Raw genomic sequence first — 20,223 nt, 5'->3', positions numbered from 1 at the left:
ATCAGTATCTCAGCTAGAAGAGCTGTTAATTCGATTGCTTAATGAAGGTGGTCTTATTATTAAGTGGGAACGAAAGATTAAAAATAAAGGTAACGCGGTATATTAAATTTAGCTGCGCAACAGCTTAATTAGTTCTGTCTAAGTACTTAACAAGTCAGTCATGGGTGATAGGGCTTCAGTTCATTGGGGAAGAGCGCTATTGCCCAAAACCAAACAAGAAAATATTTCTTTGCCAATGCCCCATGCCCAATGCCCCATGCCCATTGCTCCATTAAAATGCTAAATTAATTTTGCACAGCTACTTATATTAGATAATTAACGGGAATGCAGGTACAGTTCCGCGAGTTTAACCCTTTTGATGTATGGATTTGGCTGAAGTTCAGCACAATTCCCTCTGAACGTGAAAAGCAGTATGTAGAAGAGGTTTTTGATTCCTGGTTTTATCTTGGTAAGTTGGGTGCATTTAATGCTGAAAATCTTCAGGTGCAGGAAACAGGACTAGATCTTAACTACATGGATTATGACTCCCAAGGTTATGACAAAAGCTTATTAGCACTGATGCATAATATGGGTGAGTTCGAGTATGAAGGAACATGGGGACGTTGCTGGTTTGATTTGGGCACTTCTGATGCGATCGCCTTAGATATTCTCATCAACGCTCTTAAGCAGCTTAATGAAGAATATGTCACTATTGAGCAATTGTACATTGGCGGCGAAAATGAAGACTGGTCTGTTGAAGACAGCGAGAGCCGTCCTTCGTTCATCTACGATAACTAGCAAGAACAATGCATAACCCTGGGGAAATTAGAGTCTTGGCTTTGGGACTTATTCGCAATGGCGATCGCGTCTTCATCTCGGAAGGCTACGATCCAACGAAGCAGCAAACTTTTTATCGAGCTATGGGCGGTGGTGTAGATTTTGGTGAAACCAGCTTAGCCGCCCTCAATCGGGAATTTGACGAAGAAATCCAAGCTGAGTTAACAAATATTCGCTACTTAGGCTGTTTAGAGAATATATTTACTTACAACGGCAATCCTGGTCATGAGATCATTCAACTTTATGAATGTGACTTCGCTGATCCAAAGTTTTATAAGCTAGAAAAGGTAGTATTTTCTGAAGGTGAGCGGCAAAAGACAGCCCTATGGGTGGATATTAACCGCTTTAAATCTGGAGAATTAAGGTTAGTACCAGAGCAATTTTTTCAATACCTATGAAGCAAGTAATTCAATTGTGTCCCACCAGAAGTTTCAAAGCTAGAACAAGGTTGGTGTCAGTCACCTCTGGTAGGCACTTGCTTCTGCCTATTGCTACTCATATCTATCCTTTTTCGATTTAATGATTTCTATGACATCATCATGTCGTTGACCTTCTATGATGTCTTTTAAATGAATTGTGCCGTCAATATACTGAATATGGATTCTCCAGCCGGATATTTTGTTTATATCAGCACAATATATTGCTTGTTTAATGCCTTTGACTTTATGAAGTCTTGTTTTAGGAAAAGTTCTGGTTCTATGGCATTCATTATCTTCAAGTTCAGCCAAAGCTTCTAGAAAATCTATTTTAAGATCGTCTGGAAGAATCTTCATTGCTTCGTAGATAATGCCATACTCGTCTATAAGAGATTTAATTCGTGACATTAGCTAAGCTAAACCTCAACTTCTTCCTGATTAAGGATTAAGTCTTTGTAAATAGATTTTGCCACTGAATTATATGCTTTTGATGCTTCACAAGCTCTAACAAGTCTAAATAAAGTAACATTGACTATCTGAAAAATCGGGTCATTATCAATGGTAAGAATTACGCGAAGTTCGGAATCGATTCTCAAAGAATACAGAGAAGAATCATAGTTATGATTCAGCTTTATTGATCGCAGTTGAGAAAGAGTGTTAGCATTAAATAAATAGCCATTATCATTCTTTAGAAGTGCAAAACTTGAATTCATTGCATTAATAATGTTAGATTTATCTGAACTATTAAATCCTTCTAAATCTTTCTCAAATTCTTTGGTTGATTGAATAAGTACATCCATCTCACTTGCTCCTAAATTTTAAAATCATCAACTTACCTTTAATTTAACACTAATCGCCCTTTTTACTTGTGAATAACTTAATATTGCCTGAAATGGCAGATATATGGCAGCAAACACTTAATTGGCAACCGACTGTCCAACAACAAACGCAATTCCAGCGCTTTTATGAATTGATTCTGGAAGCTAACCAACAGCTGAATCTAACTCGTATTACCGAACCCCTAGAGTTTTGGGAAAAGCATCTTTGGGATTCACTGCGAGGAATTGTAAATTTGTTGAAAGATGCGAGAGTAGGGGAGGAAGAATCTTCCACATCGCTCTCTTTCATTGATATTGGGACGGGTGCAGGTTTTCCAGGAATTCCGGTTGCAATTGCTGTACCTAATTGCACCGTAACTCTCCTTGATTCCACTCGAAAAAAAATTACTTTTATTGACAACACACTCACTGCACTTGAACTTACCAATGTCAAAACTCTTACTGCTAGAGTTGAAGAAATAGGTCAGCAGCGTTATTATCGAGAAACCTATGATGTTGCTTTAGTTCGTGCTATTGGAGCAGCTTCGGTTTGTGCTGAATACGCCCTACCATTAATTAAGAAGAATGGTTTAGCTATCATTTACCGTGGTAATTGGACAGAAGAGGAAACAACTTCTCTAGAAAATGCTGTTAAACAATTGGGTGGGATAATTGAATCAATTGATGAATTTACAACCCCGTTAAGTAATAGCATCCGTCACTGCTTATATATACGGAAGGTAGCAACTACACCAGCAAAGTTTCCGCGCAGCGTTGGTGTACCAAGTCAAAAACCGCTTTAGAAAATTTTAAATCTAGAAGTTGAATTTGGTAATAACATCCGTTTCTCCATCGCTTCCCAAGTTTTAGCAGAAACCATAACTGCTGCTTCTTTACACTGTATAATCAGGTAATTTGCATAAAGATAATTGTTCAGTGCTTTTGCTTCTTCTTGTGATAAGTTGACTATTTCTGGGCTGAGATGGAAAGCATTTGTCAATATTTGTAAAAGCCGTTTACCAAATTCTCTACGGACTTTCACTGGCTGTTTGTCGTTAGGAATTTGAGATTTGAGTACATTTAGTTGGGCAATGAGTTCATTAAAGTTAACATTATTAAATATTTTGAATTTTTCTAATTCAGGACTTTCTCTAATAATTCTGTTAATGGCGTTGGCGTTGGCGTTGGCGTTGGCGTAGGCGTAGGCGATGGCGTTGGCGTAGGCGATGGCGTTGGCGTAGGCGATGGCGTTGGCGATGCCGATGGCGATGGCGTAGGCGTTGGCGATGGCGATCGCTATCGCAGCTGCACGCTTACCAACAGGCTTATAGTTACCAGGAGATCCATCTGTTACCTGATTTGCCCATCTGAATAAAGCTCGTAGCTTTGGTGTATTAATGTATTTCTGTGCCTCTTTTTCTATCAATAACAGCAACTCATCTACACCACCGTCCATTAAACCAGCCACGAGCAAAAATACTTCTTTCCACCGTTCATCTGTAAGATGTTCTACAACTAATTCCTGAATTTGGTGATGATCATCGATATATTTTGCTGTTAAATATTCTTGTAACGTCAAATGAGAAAATGAATAGACATTCCTTGCTCGTTCTACTAAGATTCCTTGTTGAATAGCTATAGCATCTAGTATAGACTCAGCCTCTATATTCCTAGATGCATTATGATTACTTTCTATAAACTCTTTAATTTCATGAATAATTTCTTCCTGGGAAAGGAATAACTTATCTGCTTGAAAACTACGATAAGCAATATTTGAAAGCATGATTTTCTCTAAATCAATGCCTAGATCACGAGAAATATGATTACGGGGAAGCCGTTTCTCAGCTGCCCATTTTTCTAGCAATATATCTAGTGCCTTGCTGTAAAGCGAGCTTCTGTTTTTGGGCAAATCTTGAGATTCATCATACACTAAACAGAGAAAAGTGATCAACAGCGGAGTTTTAGCCAATTCTTTAGATGAATCTTGTTTGTTGATTAACTGCCAGCATTTTTCAGCAGTTCCAGCTTTTATATCTACCTCTGAAGAAAACCAATTTTTAATAAACTGGCGAATTTGAGCATCATTAAATTCAGCGATCGCCACTTCTTGAAATTGTCGCAAGTTTTGCCGATAGGCTGCTGTACGACAAGAGGCGATAAACCGATTTCTTGGGTACTGTTCAACAAAATCTTGAATTTGAGGAGTTACCAACTCGATGTTGTCTGTTGGCACTTCATCAAAACCATCCAACAAAATTAATAATTTACCCTGCTGTAAGGCTTTGGTCGTAAATTCCTCACACAATGGTAACTGACACAATTCAAACTGCTGTAAAATTACTGCTTTTAGATTAATTTCTCTGTTAACAAATTGTTTAAGTTCAATAAAGACCGGAATACATTCATGCTTCCATTCTTTTTTATTACCCCTAATAGCTTCTAGTCCTAACTTGCGCAAGAATGTAGATTTACCTGCACCTGGTTGACCAAGTACCATTAAATATTGCTTCTCATTTGCTACAGCAATCCCGTCTTGTTTATCTGTTCCTCGCTGAAATCCACGTCTCCCCGCTTGGCGGTACAGTTCTTGTAAACCATCAATTGATTCAAATCGCCGTATATCCTCTGGTTGCAAACATTGCACCGCTGTGTAGATGGAATCCAAATCCACAGGTTTTTGCATACCCAGTATTTGCAGCTTATTATGGCGCTTGTAGTAGTTAATGATATATTGCCGTGATGCTTGAGAAATTAATTTTGTTGTTTTTTTATCTAAGAGGCGGTCAAGTGTGCTGATATAGAGGTTAGCAAAATGTTTAACCGCTTCATCTGGTGCAATTTCTGGCAGTGCAATTAGCTGATCCAGGCTGACATGATTAACTCCTGGGATTTCTAACGAACGTGCGATCGCATCTGCTGAACCTTCTACCACCACAACGCGACTAAGTCCACTTCCAAGAATTTTTAACTGGAAGTTTCGCAGTGATTCGATAGTATCACCCACTTCATTAGCAAGTTGGCTTTTGCGTCGATCAATTAAAGCCTGTCGATAAGCCTGCTCTGAAGGAAAGTCGCTAGGTTCAAGCTTGCTAGAATCTGCTGTGATTTGATTTTGAGAACCCAAAGTGATTATTGCACGAATTTCTTCATTTCCTTGAGCTTGGGTCAAAACTTCCTCAAGCAAGAGGTCGATCTTCGCTATTTGGCTTTCATTAAGATTCATAACGCTGGTGTCACTTGAACTAAACCTCTACCTTGGCGTTCCTTGTACTGTCCCAAATCTTGACAACTAGAGAGCAGAGCATCAAATAAACTCCCTACAGTTATTTGCTTGTCATATTTCTCTAAGATTAATGCTGCTACACCAGAAACGATAGGAGTTGCCATTGAAGTTCCATCCCAAGCCTCATAACCACCACCTTGGACTGAGGAATAAACTTGTTCTCCAGGCGCAATCAAATAGGGGACATTATATAAATGGTTATCTACAGATATCATACCACTGCCACTAAAAGCAGCAACTCTACCATCAGAATTTCCTGCACCTACAGAAAGCGCACTTCTACAATTTCCTGGTGTACGAGTTTTGTTGATGCCTTCATTACCAATAGCGCAAACAGGAAGTATTCCCACTGCCAAGAGAGTATCAATCCAATCACTAATGTAATCAACATATTTAGGAAAACCTAGTGACATATTGACAATGCTTACGTCTTGGCGAGTAGCCACCCAATCTAGCCACAAAACTAACCCTGCTAAACTCCCTGTCTTCTGTGGGATGACTACGCAGTTAATCAGTTTAGTTTCTGGTGCAACGCCAACCTGCTCTCCACAAATCAGTCCAGCTACATGTGTACCATGACCATCGGTATCTTGAGAAGGTAATAACTGGATTTGCTGTGTTCTGTTATTGAGACTATAGGATTCAACGACTTTGCCTTGCAACTCCGAGTGACTATCATCAATTCCTGTGTCGAAAACAGCAACAGTAATGTTTTTTCCTGTACCGCTAAATCCGTTTTGTCGTGCTTCTTTTAGTGCGATCGCATCCAAGTGCCATAAATCAGCTGCGTTGACTTCATCTCTTGGATTGTCCGAATTGCGATGTGGTTGAATCAACTCAATTGGTTGATCGCGTAACACCGAAACACCAGGTAAATCGCGTTGTAGTTGTACAGCTTCTTCATCTGGCATTTCTACGATACTAGCACCAGTAATTCCTGAGTAAAGAGGATACTTTAAGGTATTTTCAGCATCTTGTAGCCAGTGTTCAATTTCCCTATACACGGGATCTTGTTGCCAAAAATCAACAACTTCTTCAACTTGCGCTGTACGGCTTTCTGCGCTGAATGTTCTTGAAGTTAGTGTGAGCGATCGCGTTACTGATGTCGCTTTAGGTCGGATAATGTAAACGGTCATTAAAAGGCTTTGTACAAAAATCTCCTGCTAAAAAATATACCAAATACGAATTATTTTGACTTACTGTATGAAAACCTACTTAACCCAACTATAGATAGTAAAGTACGCGTTAAGTAGGTTTAAGTGAGATATTTTAACTAATTAAATTACTTGTCTTACCAAAAATTAACCACTAAGCTTTTGCAGCAAAGCGCTTATTAACCTCGTCCCAGTTAATAACATTCCACCAAGCATTTAAGTAATCTGCTCGGCGGTTCTGGTAATTGAGGTAATACGCATGTTCCCATACATCATTACCGAAAATGGGATAGTTCCCATTTGCGATAGGACTATCTTGGTTAGGTGTCGTCGTGATCTGAAGTTTACCACTGCGATCGCGAATCAGCCAAACCCAACCACTACCAAAAAGACCACTCCCAGCTTCGTTGAACTGCTGTTTGAAAGCAGCAAAACTACCAAATCTTTGATTAATTGCAGATGCGATCGCCCCTGTTGGTTCTCCACCACCATTTGGCTTCATAATTTGCCAAAACATGGAATGGTTTAAATGGCCACCACCATTGTTACGTATCTTGGTGCGAATATCTTTTGGAACCGTTTCTAAATTAACCAGTAAATCTTCAAGTTTTTTGTTTTTGATTTCTGGGTGTTTTTTGAATGCTTCATTCAGATTCTTTACATAGGCTGCATGGTGTTTGTCATGATGGAATTGCATTGTTTTTGCATCTATATGTGGTTCTAGCGCATTATAAGCGTAAGGCAAAGGTGGTAATTGAATAACCCCTGCTTGCTCTGCACTTCCTGGGTTAGACTTCTCAGTTGTATTTTGTGCAAAAGCGCAAGCATCCAAACCAAAAGCACCAGCACTAGCCCCTACCAAAAATATAAAGTGACGACGATTAAGACTCATAAAAACTCCCGCACCAGATGTATTTATTTCTATTTTCTTCGATTGGGGGCTACAAATTTTAACAATTTGTGATTTCAGTACTGTTTTTGTGCTGGTACAGTGCGGTTATTAACTTTTTGACAAACGCTGTACTGCTTCGCTGTCAAAAAGTTGGTGTGCCTGTGCGAGTCGTGCTGGAATTTTGTCTGCGTGGGGACTGCGACTAAGACATGGAAGTAGTTCTAGTGGATTTGCTTTGTCTACTTTGTTACCAGGAAACCATTGACTACCATTTCCTAAAAGGTTGTAGCGCATTTTTGCATAATCTACCAGATCGTAAGCCCTTGCCAGATTCCATAACCATAAAATCACTGGTACGTTTACTTGATTAGGAGTTTCGGAAAAAGTCGGTAAATTAACGTGCCAAGTGTTTACCCAATCTTCACCTAAGGTAGCGATCGCCTCTTGCTCCAACCGTGTCACAATTGGCAATAAAACCTCAGATGGATTATCCAACAATTCTAAAGTTTTCAGGTGTTCATCAAAATCTTGTGGTTTTGCTGCACCTAAGCTGATAGTATGTACTTGTGAATGGCTAAGACAAAATAAATCATTAAAGACCATTGGGGATAAAGGAGCGCAAAGATTTACTAATTTTTGCGGTGGATTGTATAATTTTCCTCCTTTATCAGATGGACTGATAATAAATACTCCCATATCGTGCTGAGTTGCTGCTTCAATAGCAGCCCAGTTTGCTTGATTAATGTAATACCAGTGCAAGTTAACGTAATCGAATTCGTTAGTATTAATAGCTTGAATAATCATATCTGTGGAAGCATGAGTAGAAAAACCAATAGATCTAACTTTTCCCTGCTCCTTTAACTTTTTTGCTACCTCCAAACACCCATTAGGACGAATGCTATAGTCTAAAAACTCAGGATTGTTAATGCCGTGTAACCCCAGCAAATCGACATAATCTAGGTCTAGATATTGTAATGACTTTTCAAAGTCTCTAAGAAATTCTTGACTATCTGCAGTAGGAATAATTTTTGTTTGCACGATCAACTTTTCACGGGGTAATTTTGGCAAAATTTGTCCCAACTGCATTTCAGAACTACCGTAACCACGAGCAGTTTCTATGTGATTAATTCCTAATTCTACGGCTCGTCGAATTGTGGCTTCTAAATTTTCTTGATTATCCCGGGGGACTTCCGATTGTGGTACATCTTGCCATTTATACTGGTACCTCATACCACCGCAGGAAAAGACAGGCATTTGTAATTCTGTGCGTCCAAATCGTCTATATAGCATCACTGTCGCTTCCTTACCAAGTAAAAAACAAGCCATATCTGTTAGATAAGATAGGCTTTGGAGTTTCTGTTGATTTTGTCGTCTTACCTTAAACCGAGCCAGGATAATATTCCTTGATCAGTAACGTATTCAATTACGACTATAAGAACAAACCCGATCATTGCTGCTCTACTGTTTAAACGCTCTGCATATTCATTAAACCCAAATTTTGGCTCCTCTAGCTTAGGGGTGACGCTGGGTTGTGGTTGTGTCATGATTGGGAAAACCTCCTTTTTGATACAAGTCAAGGATTGATGGAAACGGAAATTAGTACTGTTAGAGGAAAATAAAAAGACACACAGGTTACATTATACGCTTATCTACGGTGTTGAATTGTAGTTTTCTGCGTGCGCTCATCGTACTAAAAGGGATTCTTGCGAATCTTTACAATTCTTATATTAATTTATATTAACTTTTTGATAAAGCAAAATCAGCGCTCTCATTTTGAGAGCGCTGATTTTTGTCTGTGAGGAGAAACAGAAAGTTAGGTAACAATAGTAGGAGCGTTAAGCTATGAGTAGATACTCAAGCAGAACGTTGTTATCTGAAGTTGTAGCCGATACCAACAGTTATCCCTACAGCAGTGTCATCGAAAAACGCGGCGTTGACAGATCCATTTACGGTGAATCGACTACCCAGAGGTATATCTATACCGCCTGTTACTAGTGCAGCAACATCGGCACCATTACCAGTGTCAATAGCAATACCAGCACCTATGTAAGGAGATATAGAAAAGGCTCCTAAGCCAAAGCTGCCTTGAGAACGTCGGTTGAGGTCATAAGTAATTGGTAGCAGAACTACGGGATTACTGCCAATGACTGCGCCTGGGCGGAAGGAGAAATTGCGTGTTAACCCGAGTTTAGAAATGACCGCAAAGTTTCCGTCACCTAAATCTGAATTACCCGTTAGACCAATGTTACCACCAACTCCTATATAGCTAGATCCACCACGAGTCGCTCTACCAACGTCGATATCACTAGCACCACCATTAGAGCCGCCTCCTTGCAGTTGACTGAGCTTAACATCGGGTGGTAGGAGAACTTTGTCAATTGGATAGATGACGCCGTTGCTTGCTTGAACGTTCGACTGTAGTATTTTTGCTTTGTTTACCCTTACTTGATTGTCTCGAGAAGTTTTAATTTTGACAGGTGAGCCCTCGAGTGTTTTTTGTTCTCCTGTTGTAAGTTGCTCAGCAGGTAGAGCGCCAGAAACGACGTGATATGTCAGAATTTTAACCAGAGCGTCTCTGTTTTCTGGTCGTTGCAACTTCTCTAAAGTACTTTTCGGCAAAGCAGCAAATGCTTGATCAGTAGGAGCGAAAACTGTATACGGCCCTGGCTGTTGTAGAGTATCTGTAAGACCTGCTGCCTGTAATAAAGAAGTCAGGGTTGTAAAGGAATTGCTAGATGCAGCAATATTAACAATCGTGTTGGCTTGGGCAGTAGTCGGGGTTCCAGTTGAGGTTCCAGCTACTACATATTGAGATGCTGCAACATTGCTAGCAATTGGTTGCATCTGTCCTTGCTTAACCAAAGCTTGATAGAAAATTGCTGCTGCATCGGCACGAGTGAGTGCTCCTATCGGATTGAGCGTTTTTACATCTGGATAATTAACAACAAGATTGGTTTGTGTTGCTGCTACTACATTATTGAGGGCATAGCTTGGGATTGATGAAGCGTCTGTGTAGTATGTCGTGAGAATATCTGGCGAAGCATTACTACTAGTTATACCCAGACCACTTGTTAATGCAACAATTGCCTGAACTTTAGGAATTTGCTGATTAGGTCGGAATACATTTCCTGGATAACCAGCCATAAAGCCCATTTCGTAAGCCCTCTGAATTGCAGCAGCAGCCCAATAATTAGAAGATACATCAGAAAATCCACCAGCACTTAACTGCCTAACTGGGTTCTGGTTAAAAGCTTTCTGAATCAATGCCGCAAACTCCGCCCGAGTTACGGGTTGATCAGGCTTAAAAGTACCATCAGGAAACCCTGCTATCACATTTCTTGCAGCTAAAGCCTGAATAAATGGACTTGCCCAGTAATCTTGTCCTACATCAGAAAAGTTGGTTCCTGATGTTTGGGGTGCTGTGGGAACTTGGTTTGCTGGAGGAGTTCCCTGATCTGAAGGCGTGGTAGGTGTTAGATTTGCTGGAGGAGTCCCCTGATCTGAAGGCGTGGTAGGTGCTTGGTTTGCTGGAGGAGTCCCCTGATCTGAAGGCGTGGTAGGAGTTGGGCTTGAATTAATCTGAGCTGAAGCTGGAGCAGAAATGATTGTCGAAGCCAGTGTACTACCTGTGACTCCCACAGCTAACAATATGGCACTTGCTGATGACCGACGAAATAAACTACACATGATAACTCCTCATAAAACAATGTAGTGCAATCATTCAAACACAATCATTCGATTTGTTGTTAGTGATAATCAATACAATGTCGGCTAAGATAAAATACAGGTATTGATAAATTTATCCGTCCGTACATCAATTGATTTTATAAATCAGGTTCTTTCTCAGGTTAAGAAGCCTATTTTAGAATGAAGTCACAAAAGAAATCACGCCAATAATAAAATTCAATTGAATTAATAATTGACTTGACTAGAGTGTGAATTTTAGTCTAAAGAAGTTAGATCGTCTCTATCCGCTTAAAATCTGGTTCAGTAGTTTTACACCCTTCATGAGCTTGACTTATGGAATAGATTATGCTAACAAACACCTGAATTGACTTAGGATCGTAGACTACTTTTTGCGCTCAATAGTTTCTTTTAAAGACATTCCTTAACAAGAAATAATAAAGGCGGATACATCAAGGGGTTTAAATCCCCACCTTCTGACTTCTGACTCCTTCTTTGATACGGCTTCTACCTTTAGTTATTTGTATACCGTTCTCAAGGTCTACAACACATCTATCGGAAGCTAGGATTATCTATTAAAAGAAAATGTTGGTAGCTGCTGTTTTATTGACCGATGGGGTTAAAAGCTGCTGTTTTAAGCGTTGTTGAAATGCTTCTATACCAAAGTGAGCGATCGCCTCTTCTCGGAGCCATCTCCCGTTACAACGTGGATCGTCACCTTTTAAAATTTCGATACAAGCCCTAGCTACAGCATCTTTATCGCGATGTGGTACTCGCCACCCTAATTTACCATCCTGCAATGGGTCAGCCGATCCATCACCATTACCCGATAGAGTGGGTACACCGCAAGCCATTGCTTCTAAATAGACAATACCAAAGCCTTCTTGAGAAGGCATTACATAAGCATCAGCAAGGCGGTAGTGTTCTACTAATTCTTCCCTAGGGACGAAACCAGCAAATATAATGCGATCTGTAACACCTAAATCTTGAGCGAGTTGGGTTAATCGTGGTTGATCGTCACCACGACCAATTACTAGGTATTTTACATCAGGGAAAGCACGAGCTATTTCCGGTAAAGCTCGAATCGTCACATCCACACCTTTGTAAATATCTCCTGACCACAGTCTTGCGACAGTCATCAATACCTTTGCTCCTGTTAGACCATAACGATCTAACAGCGAAATTGACTTTGCCCCTGGAGTAAACCGATCGCCATTAACAGCACAAGGCAATATTCTAACTTTAGCAGAATCCAGGTTATTTACAGCACAAGCCACGTCTCGAGTATAACGGCTCACTGTCCAAATGTAAGCTGCTTTTTGCAAGCTGGATCTTGTGAGGCTCGGTAAGGTTTGCCAAACCTCTTTGCCATGTGTCATTACCGTGTAAGGAATTCCCAAAGGTTGGCACAGCGTACGAATCAAGACAGCAAGATTAACATGACCGCAGAAGACATGTTCCGGTTTTTGGAGCAATAGATGGGAGAATAAGGCGATCGCCATTTTGACTCTTCCCACCTGAGGCGAGGAAGTTTTAAAGTAATGAAATCTTAATCTATCTGATTCAAAAGGATTTGAGCAATTGGGACTATCTCTAAGCAAAAATACTTCTGCATAAAGAGGTGTACTCAATTCCAGATAGGCTCGGAAAAGATCCTGCACGTAGGATTGAATTCCACCTTCGCGTTCAAAAACTTCAATGAATACGAAAACATGGTTGGTTTTTGTGGTCAATGAGTGACCTAAATCGATTCTTTCGCCAACTTTTTTAGTAACTAGCATTTTCGTTGATCGTCGCTGTTGCCCCAACCCAATGTGAATAACTCATCATTGTTGATGATATGTAATTATAATCACAATTGATTCACGATAAATTGCGAGTTCTTGCGTATCAAGTTTCTCGCTAACAAATCTTAGCAAAAGAGCAGTGACAACTCGAATGCTGAGTTTACGGTATTAAGTATTTTTTTTTATACTAGTGTTACTTCTTACAAGATTATTGCTGGCTAGGTAGACCATACTTAACAATTAGTAGGCAGTTTCTACCGTCTGATCCTCGTTCATAGACAACACGGTCGGCTAAACGCCGTAACAAAAACCATCCGTATCCTCCTACTTGCAGAGTTCCTGGTTCTGGTTCTGCGATCGCGTCCGGATTAAAAGGTTTTCCATGATCCCAGATTCTAATCTCGAATCTGTCAATCCACAGAGAAAGTTCAAGTTCAACACTTGTCTCTGGCGGTAGTGCATGATGCGCATGACGAACGGCATTAGTAAAGCCTTCTGCTAAGGCTAAGTTGAGGCGATAAAGTTGACCTTCTGACCAACCTAGTTTAGACAAATGTTCTAAACAAAAGTGTTCAAACCATTGCTGGACAAGGTTTAGAAGCTTAAGTTCGCTCTTTACCTTCAGATGGTCTTGCTGCACTATGCTAAGCATTGACCGTAAATTTAATAAATATTAAATGGGTGAAATAAATGGGTGAAATTTGCTTCGCCAGTCAAATTGCGGAGGGCAACCGCCTTATACTGACAACTGAGTGTCCTCCGCAATGCACTGGTTCCCTATTATTTATAGGGATTGCTGTTCCCTTATAAAGGGTGGATGTAACATATATTTAGTAAAATTAACGCCTGTAGGCTTTCCTCAAAAGTACATTTACGGAAACTCACTAATAGCAGTTTGACATCCCATTGTGAACTTCGGTACTTCGTGAAAAACTAACAGGCGTTATAAAGCTTGGTAGCGATCGACTTAGAACAATCCCAATGTGAAGGATTTATCGATTGGGAAGGTAGCGCCAATACCAAGCCATAAGGTGACAATAGTACCAAAAAGGAAAACAGCAGTCGCCACTGGACGGCGGAAGGGGTTTTGGAACTTATTGACGTTCTCTATAAAGGGAACGAGTATCAGTCCTGCGGGTACAGCAGCCATTAACAACACCCCTAAAAGTTTGTTAGGAACTGATCGCAATATCTGGAATACAGGATATAAATACCACTCCGGCAGAATTTCCAAAGGTGTGGCAAAAGGATTTGCCGGTTCCCCAGTCGTAGCAGGGTCTAGCACAGCTAGAGCGACGATACAGGCGAACGACCCCATAATCACAATTGGAAAGACGTACAACAGGTCGTTAGGCCAAGCTGGTTCACCATAGTAGTTGTGACCCATGCCTTTAGCAAGTTTGGCTCTTAAGTTTGGATCGCTGAGATCGGGTTTTTTTAGTGTTGCCATTTTTTACAAATGCTTTAACTAACTGAGAGTATTTGACACCCTCGCGCCTAAAAGAGCGGCGAGATTCTTAAGAGATTCGCACTCTTAAAGGGCTAGCCAAAAGCCCTTTCTTTATTTACAGTCTGGCTCTCCAGATATGTTTGCGTCTCAATGAATACTGATGCCAGGTTTTTATCTTTGCCTTAGGTCAGTTCACAAGCAGCTGCTACATCTTCCCTTCCTACTAGGCAAGGAATACCTGTATTTTATCAGAAATACATAGCATAGGGTATGGGGTATGGGGCATGGGGCATGGGGCATGGGGCATGGGGCATGGGAGATAATGAATGCTTTTTTCCCCAATACCCAGTACCCAATCCCCAATCCCCAATCCCCAATCCCCAATCACTTACAAAGGTCCAGAAATTCCTTGCTTGCGGATCATCAAGAAATGGAGCAGCATGAAGACTGCAATTAGCCAGGGTAGTACGAATGTATGCGCGCTGTAGTAACGAGTCAAAGTTCCTTGACCAACGCTAGCACCACCGCGCAGGAGTTCAGTAATCAGAGTACCAACCACAGGAATTGCCTCTGGCACACCGCTAACGATTTTGACAGCCCAGTAACCTATTTGGTCCCAAGGTAAAGAGTAGCCAGTTACGCCAAAGGAGACGGTGATCACAGCTAAGATTACACCAGTTACCCAAGTTAATTCGCGGGGCTTTTTGAAGCCACCAGTGAGGTACACTCGGAAGACGTGCAAAATCATCATCAGCACCATCATGCTGGCTGACCAGCGATGAACTGAGCGAATTAGCCAACCGAAGGTCACTTCATTCATCAAGTACTGTACAGAGGAGAAAGCTTCTGTGACGGTTGGCTTGTAGTAGAATGTCATGGCAAATCCAGTGGCAAACTGGATGAGAAAGCAAGTGAGGGTGATTCCACCCAGGCAGTAGAAAATGTTGACGTGAGGAGGGACGTACTTGCTTGTGACATCTTCAGCAAGCGCTTGAATCTCCAAGCGCTCCTCAAACCAGTCATATACGTTGGCCATACAATCTCAAGTTCCTAGAAATTGATTGCGTTTGATAAATTTCCCAAAGGATTTTGGGATTTTAGCTCATAGGGATTTACTTATTTACTTATGAGCTTGACAAGTGTTAATAATTTTAAGAAAGCTTAACACTTTGGGAAAAGATATATTGCGCTCTCTTTGCGTCCAAACACTAAGGATTAGGGACACAAAGTAGATCTTATCGTTTTGTGAGCAGGATTTGCATATCCTAATTTGGCAGAACCATTTGATTAGAATATTCACCACTTCTATAAAAAAAGTAACATAATCGAGACATAGATTTCATTAAAGAAGGAGTCAGGAGTCAGAATTCAGGAGCCAAAATGGATCTTTCCGTTGGTTTTCGCCCCAAGGAGATTGAGGATAGTGTGCGGAGGATGGGCATTTAAACCCTTTTATTCATCCGTCAGTTTAAAAATTATTCTGGCTCCTGACTCCTGAATTCTTTCTGAATAGTTGTGAAAGTGTATCTGATGTATAAAAAAGTTTTTCAGTTAGGGGTTTCGCTATTGTTAGCGTTTGGGTTGACTTTTGGCGGCTTTTGTCAGAATGCAGCAGCAATGACTACGGAACAAAAGCTTGTAGCAGAGGTATGGAGAATTGTCGATCGCACTTATTTGGACGACACGTTTAATCATCAAAATTGGACGGCGATCCGGCAAAAGGTTCTACAGAAGCCTTTCAAAGATGAGGAAGCGGCCTATGCAGCAATTACACGAATGCTTCAAAGTCTTGATGATCCTTTTACCCGCTTTCTGAATCCAGAGCAATACCGGAGCTTACAAGTGAATACCTCTGGAGAACTTACAGGTGTAGGTTTGCAAATTGCCCTAGAACCTGAAACTGGTAAGCTGCAAGTCTTAGCGCCTATAGCAGGTTCGCCAGCAGAAAAAGCAGGGATAAAACCACGCGATCGCATTATTAAAATTGAGGGACTACCCACAGAAAAGCTGACTCTTGATGAAGCTGCAAGTAAAATGCGTGGACCAATCGGTAGTACAGTTACTTTAGTGATTGCGCGAGACAATGAGGGTGAAAGAGAAATTCAACTGGTGCGCGATCGCATTGCTCTGAACCCTGTAGTAGCTCAATTGGATTCTTCTTCTCAAAACATGCCCATTGGGTACATTCGGCTGACGCAATTTAATGCAAATGCCGCAACAGAAATTGCAAACGCTATCTCTAGTCTAGAAAAAAAGGGTGCTGCTGGCTACATTCTTGATTTGCGAAACAATCCTGGTGGACTGTTGCAAGCGGGTATCGAAGCAGCGCGATTGTGGTTAAACTCTGGCACGATTGTCTACACGGTTAATCGGTACGGGGTTGAAGGTAGCTTTGAAGCCATGAATTCAGCGTTAACAAATGATCCTTTAGTTATTTTGGTCAATCAAGGAACTGCTAGTGCAAGTGAAATTCTAGCTGGCGCGTTGCAAGATAATGGTCGTGCTAAGCTCGTTGGAGAAACTACCTTCGGTAAAGGTTTAATCCAGTCTTTATTTGAGTTATCAAATGGTTCCGGCTTGGCGGTTACAATTGCTAAATATGAAACCCCTAAACACCGAGACATTCATAAATTAGGCATTCACCCTGACAAAGTTGTTCCTTCTAGCTTGGTAAGTCTCGATCAAATTGGCACACAAGCAGACGCTCAATATCTAGCAGCAGTAGAACTGCTAGCAAAAAACAAGTCTGTATTAGCAGGAGCGGAAGAATTGAACAAGGAGTCAGGAGTCAGAATTCAGGAGTCAGAATCAAGGACTTAACCAAGTAGCAGGAGTGTTAAGGGTTGAGACTGACGCGGAGATATTTTTCCACCGCGTCTGTTTATCTTATGTAATCCTTCTTAATCAACCAGTTAAGAGCCGGGAAATAAATTTCCCGGCTCAAAGCCCAAACCCATTAAAATGGGTTAAAAGATTACCCAGTGAGCTTTTAGCTCAATGCCAGCTATTAACCGGAACTTTAGTTCAGGGCGAATTTTGGGGCTTAACCGAGCAGTATTGCATTCTGACTCCTGTCTCCTGACTCCTGAATTCTTCTTAAGCCCTCATAAGCTTGGTCTATCAAAGACTTTCCTCTTAAGAAGCCTATGTTAGCACCAGGACAAATGTATTGGAGAGTTTCTGCTGTGAAGGATTCTAGTAATAACTGAAAACTTTTAACCTGACGACGCCAGTGAAAGGTTTTAGCTGTTCGTAATAATGCTGGTTTACCTTGCAGATCAGGGATAATATGACGCCCAGAAAATAGGACACCTCCGAAGTTACTGTAGTAAAGGCAGGATGATCCAGGAGAGTGTCCTGGTGTCCAAATTAACTTGATTTCTGAATCCAGACTGAACTCATTACTAAAAGTCGTCACAGATAATCCAGGTAGCAGATAGGCTTCTTGTTCTTGAATTAAAACTTCACAGTTAAAAATTTTCTGAATTTCTTCTGCTTTACCAATAGCACCGCGATGTGTGAGGAATAGGCGCTGCACGCCTCCTTGAGCAATCAAAAAATCTTGATTTGGTTTTTCCAGCGCTGGAGAATCGATCAGAATATTGCTTTCGTTTCTTACAATGAGATAAGAGGTTCCTCCTAAGGTGTCTCGATTTGGTGGAAATGCAAAAATAGCATTCGCCAACAAGTCTGAAGGTTGACTTCCGGCAATGGGACCTTTGTAACAGAGGATTGCCCGTGGTAGCTTGGTTGTATGACTAGAGTCTTGCGATAAAGGACGCATGTAAGAAACCGCTTATTGAGGTGCTGCTAAGCCTGTTGTACTAGACTCAGATGTTCGCAAATAACTAAGGATAGCATGACTGTTTCTGTTTGGTTTCTTCTTTTACTGGGACTAGTGACTTACCTCATGGTGCAGCGCAGTGTTGCTCAAATGACCCGAACGCCTGTGTGGTTATTGTGGCTAGTATTGATGACCCCAGCAATGCTATGGACCGGTTGGACAGCAGTCAATGGATGGAAACAAAGTCCGCCGCGTTCGCTGATCATATGGTCACTAGTCATTTGTCCTCTGTTATACTGGGTTTTATTTCAGTGGGGACGTCGCCCATCGATAAACGGTAAACAAACTGACACTAAAACAGAAAAATTACAACAACCGATTGTCACTCCTACGGTGGAACCCTCAGTACGTCCTATCGAACCAGCAGAAGAAACCCAACTGCGGAATTGTTTTCCTTGGTCTATATACTACCTCCAGAATATCGAGTATAGACCTCAAGCGGTTATCTGCCGAGGTCAGTTAAGAACTACACCAACAAATGCGTATCAAAAAATTAAGGAAAACGTTGAAGCACAGTTTGGCGATCGCTTCTTACTAATCTTTCAAGAAGGTTTCAACGGCAAACCTTTCTTTGTCATTGTCCCTAATACTCAGCTAAACAAAGCTAATAGTCAAAACAATGAACAGCTTACGCGACCAAGCTTAGCACTATTCTTACTAGCTGCTACGCTTTTCACTACTACCTTGGTAGGAACACAAGCCTCTGGTGTTCAACTCACTGCTGAAAAATTGTTATCACAACCAGCTATCCTTTTGAATGGATTACCTTATGCCTTAGCATTGGTATTCATTTTAGGTATTCATGAGCTGGGTCATTATTTAACGGCTCGTTATTACAAAATTCGCTCAACCCTGCCATACTTTATCCCGATACCCTTCTTCTTGGGAACCTTTGGCGCATTTATTCGGATGCGGAGTCCTGTACCCAACCGCAAAGCTTTATTTGATGTGAGTATTGCAGGGCCATTTGCTGGCTTTTTAGCAACCTTACCTTTACTAATATGGGGTTTGGCTCATTCTCAAGTGATTGCTCTACCAGAAAAAACAGGACTGCTAAATCCTGATGCTCTTAATCCGCAACATTCTATATTGTTAGCTATACTGTCGAAAATAGCGCTAGGTAGTCAATTAACACCAAAATCAGCAATTGATTTGCACCCGGTGGCAATAGCAGGTTTTTTGGGGTTGATTGTAACGGCGTTGAATTTAATGCCAGTCGGACAACTTGATGGTGGTCATATTGTCCATGCTATGTTTGGTCAAAAAAATGCAATACTAATTGGTCAAGTTGCAAGGCTGTTGCTGCTGTTACTTTCTCTAGTGCAAAGAGAATTTTTCTTATGGGCGATAATTTTATTGTTTATTCCATTGATAGATGAACCCGCTTTAAATGATGTCTCTGATTTGGATAACGGACGTGATATCTGGGGGTTATTAGCAATGGCTTTATTAGTGATAATTGTGCTTCCAGTACCGCAGGCGATCGCGCAATTTTTGCACATTTGATTTTTGTTCAGGTTATACCAATGTCTTCTCCTTTTCCAGGAATGAATCCCTACTTAGAAAATCCTGAACTTTGGTCAGAGGTTCACAGTCGTTTGATTGTGGCTATTGCTGATGCTATAGCTCCTCATATACGCCCCAAATACCGTGTAGCAATTGAGAAAAGAGTTTATAAAACAACGGATGACAATTCTGTGTTGGTTGGTATTCCTGATGTTGTTGTAGCAAGAAATGTCAAAACCGAAAAACAGCAGACTAACACTACAGTTGCTTTACCCTCGTCCAAACCTATCCCTGTAACGCTTCCCATTCCGCAAGAGGTACGACAAGGATACCTGGAAGTACGAGACGTAAAATCAGGGGAAGTCGTCACGGTTATAGAAGTTCTTTCCCCCAAAAATAAGCGTTCAGGAGAAGGACGAAACGCTTATGAAAGCAAGCGTCAACAAGCAGCAATTCTCATTTTGAAAAAAAATCCGAGAAAATTGTGTTATTGAAAGAGAGAACTTGTGTCAAAGCATCATTTTTTGACAGATAATTATCATCCGACGTTGTCGATAAATAGATTTTCATAAA

General features: G+C 41.0%; 19 protein-coding genes. 6 read left to right on the top strand and 13 right to left on the bottom strand.

Translation table 11 applies throughout. The annotated features are described in order from the left end of the window. Window positions 1–324 precede the first annotated feature (324 nt). The gene (locus G4P69_RS31045; RefSeq protein WP_208344006.1) at window positions 325–777 is read left to right on the top strand and encodes a DUF3531 family protein; all 453 of its coding nucleotides are present in this window, start codon (window positions 325–327) and stop codon (window positions 775–777) included. A gap of 8 nt (window positions 778–785) precedes the next feature. Next, window positions 786–1,214, top strand: coding sequence for an NUDIX hydrolase (locus G4P69_RS31040; RefSeq protein WP_208344005.1), 429 nt, complete (start codon window positions 786–788; stop codon window positions 1,212–1,214). A 93-nt stretch (window positions 1,215–1,307) separates the two neighbouring features. On the opposite strand, the gene G4P69_RS31035 is transcribed toward G4P69_RS31040, so the two are convergent. Beyond that, window positions 1,308–1,640, bottom strand: coding sequence for a hypothetical protein (locus tag G4P69_RS31035; RefSeq protein ID WP_208344004.1), 333 nt, complete (start codon window positions 1,638–1,640; stop codon window positions 1,308–1,310). An 8-nt stretch (window positions 1,641–1,648) separates the two neighbouring features. Further along, window positions 1,649–2,032, bottom strand: coding sequence for a hypothetical protein (locus tag G4P69_RS31030; RefSeq protein ID WP_208344003.1), 384 nt, complete (start codon window positions 2,030–2,032; stop codon window positions 1,649–1,651). A 92-nt stretch (window positions 2,033–2,124) separates the two neighbouring features. Here G4P69_RS31030 and rsmG point away from each other — a divergent pair, with 92 nt between their 5' ends. Beyond that, a complete protein-coding gene (gene rsmG / locus G4P69_RS31025) occupies window positions 2,125–2,853 on the top strand; it encodes a 16S rRNA (guanine(527)-N(7))-methyltransferase RsmG (RefSeq protein ID WP_208344009.1) in 729 nt (242 codons plus the stop codon). On the opposite strand, the gene G4P69_RS31020 is transcribed toward rsmG, so the two are convergent. From G4P69_RS31020 to petB, 10 genes are all read right to left on the bottom strand, one after another. Continuing rightward, window positions 2,850–5,273 (bottom strand): NACHT domain-containing protein, encoded by a 2,424-nt coding sequence (locus G4P69_RS31020; RefSeq protein ID WP_208344002.1) that lies wholly within the window; start codon window positions 5,271–5,273, stop codon window positions 2,850–2,852. The genes rsmG and G4P69_RS31020 overlap by 4 nt on opposite strands. Next, a complete protein-coding gene (locus G4P69_RS31015; RefSeq protein WP_208344001.1) occupies window positions 5,270–6,469 on the bottom strand; it encodes a S8 family peptidase in 1,200 nt (399 codons plus the stop codon). Before G4P69_RS31015 ends, G4P69_RS31020 begins: the two co-directional genes overlap by 4 nt. Before the next feature lie 172 nt (window positions 6,470–6,641). Continuing rightward, the gene (locus G4P69_RS31010; protein ID WP_208353481.1) at window positions 6,642–7,379 is read right to left on the bottom strand and encodes a superoxide dismutase; all 738 of its coding nucleotides are present in this window, start codon (window positions 7,377–7,379) and stop codon (window positions 6,642–6,644) included. A gap of 108 nt (window positions 7,380–7,487) precedes the next feature. After that, entirely contained in the window at window positions 7,488–8,669 is a 1,182-nt protein-coding gene (locus tag G4P69_RS31005; protein WP_208353484.1) for an aldo/keto reductase, read from the bottom strand. A gap of 83 nt (window positions 8,670–8,752) precedes the next feature. After that, on the bottom strand, window positions 8,753–8,923 hold the full coding sequence (locus tag G4P69_RS31000) for a hypothetical protein (protein WP_208343999.1): 171 nt from the start codon (window positions 8,921–8,923) through the stop codon (window positions 8,753–8,755). A gap of 325 nt (window positions 8,924–9,248) precedes the next feature. Next, window positions 9,249–11,066 carry a fasciclin domain-containing protein gene (locus G4P69_RS30995; protein ID WP_208353477.1) on the bottom strand — a complete coding sequence of 606 codons (1,818 nt, stop codon included), beginning with the start codon at window positions 11,064–11,066 and terminating at the stop codon, window positions 9,249–9,251. A 572-nt stretch (window positions 11,067–11,638) separates the two neighbouring features. Next, window positions 11,639–12,844 carry a glycosyltransferase gene (locus tag G4P69_RS30990; RefSeq protein WP_208353468.1) on the bottom strand — a complete coding sequence of 402 codons (1,206 nt, stop codon included), beginning with the start codon at window positions 12,842–12,844 and terminating at the stop codon, window positions 11,639–11,641. 214 nt (window positions 12,845–13,058) lie between these two features. Beyond that, complete coding sequence (locus G4P69_RS30985; protein WP_208343996.1) at window positions 13,059–13,502, bottom strand: ATP-binding protein; 444 nt, start codon at window positions 13,500–13,502, stop codon at window positions 13,059–13,061. Window positions 13,503–13,817: 315 nt separating this feature from the next. After that, window positions 13,818–14,300: a cytochrome b6-f complex subunit IV gene (gene petD, locus G4P69_RS30980; RefSeq protein WP_208353465.1), complete on the bottom strand. Its 483-nt coding sequence runs from the start codon at window positions 14,298–14,300 to the stop codon at window positions 13,818–13,820. A gap of 388 nt (window positions 14,301–14,688) precedes the next feature. After that, window positions 14,689–15,336 (bottom strand): cytochrome b6, encoded by a 648-nt coding sequence (gene petB, locus G4P69_RS30975; RefSeq protein ID WP_208343994.1) that lies wholly within the window; start codon window positions 15,334–15,336, stop codon window positions 14,689–14,691. Window positions 15,337–15,830: 494 nt separating this feature from the next. Between petB and ctpA the strand changes: the two genes are divergently transcribed. Beyond that, a complete protein-coding gene (gene ctpA, locus G4P69_RS30970; protein ID WP_243902551.1) occupies window positions 15,831–17,120 on the top strand; it encodes a carboxyl-terminal processing protease CtpA in 1,290 nt (429 codons plus the stop codon). Window positions 17,121–17,343: 223 nt separating this feature from the next. On the opposite strand, the gene G4P69_RS30965 is transcribed toward ctpA, so the two are convergent. Then, entirely contained in the window at window positions 17,344–18,084 is a 741-nt protein-coding gene (locus G4P69_RS30965) for an MBL fold metallo-hydrolase (protein ID WP_208353453.1), read from the bottom strand. 75 nt (window positions 18,085–18,159) lie between these two features. On the opposite strand from G4P69_RS30965, the gene G4P69_RS30960 reads away from it, so the two are divergent. Both G4P69_RS30960 and G4P69_RS30955 read left to right on the top strand, forming a co-directional pair. Beyond that, complete coding sequence (locus G4P69_RS30960; RefSeq protein WP_208343993.1) at window positions 18,160–19,650, top strand: site-2 protease family protein; 1,491 nt, start codon at window positions 18,160–18,162, stop codon at window positions 19,648–19,650. A gap of 20 nt (window positions 19,651–19,670) precedes the next feature. After that, window positions 19,671–20,144: a DUF4058 family protein gene (locus G4P69_RS30955; RefSeq protein WP_208343992.1), complete on the top strand. Its 474-nt coding sequence runs from the start codon at window positions 19,671–19,673 to the stop codon at window positions 20,142–20,144. Window positions 20,145–20,223: the final 79 nt, after the last annotated feature.

It is taken from the genome of Aetokthonos hydrillicola CCALA 1050 (genome assembly GCF_017591665.1).
GTDB lineage: Bacteria > Cyanobacteriota > Cyanobacteriia > Cyanobacteriales > Nostocaceae > Aetokthonos > Aetokthonos hydrillicola.
This window is presented reverse-complemented; position numbering and strand designations above follow the sequence as displayed.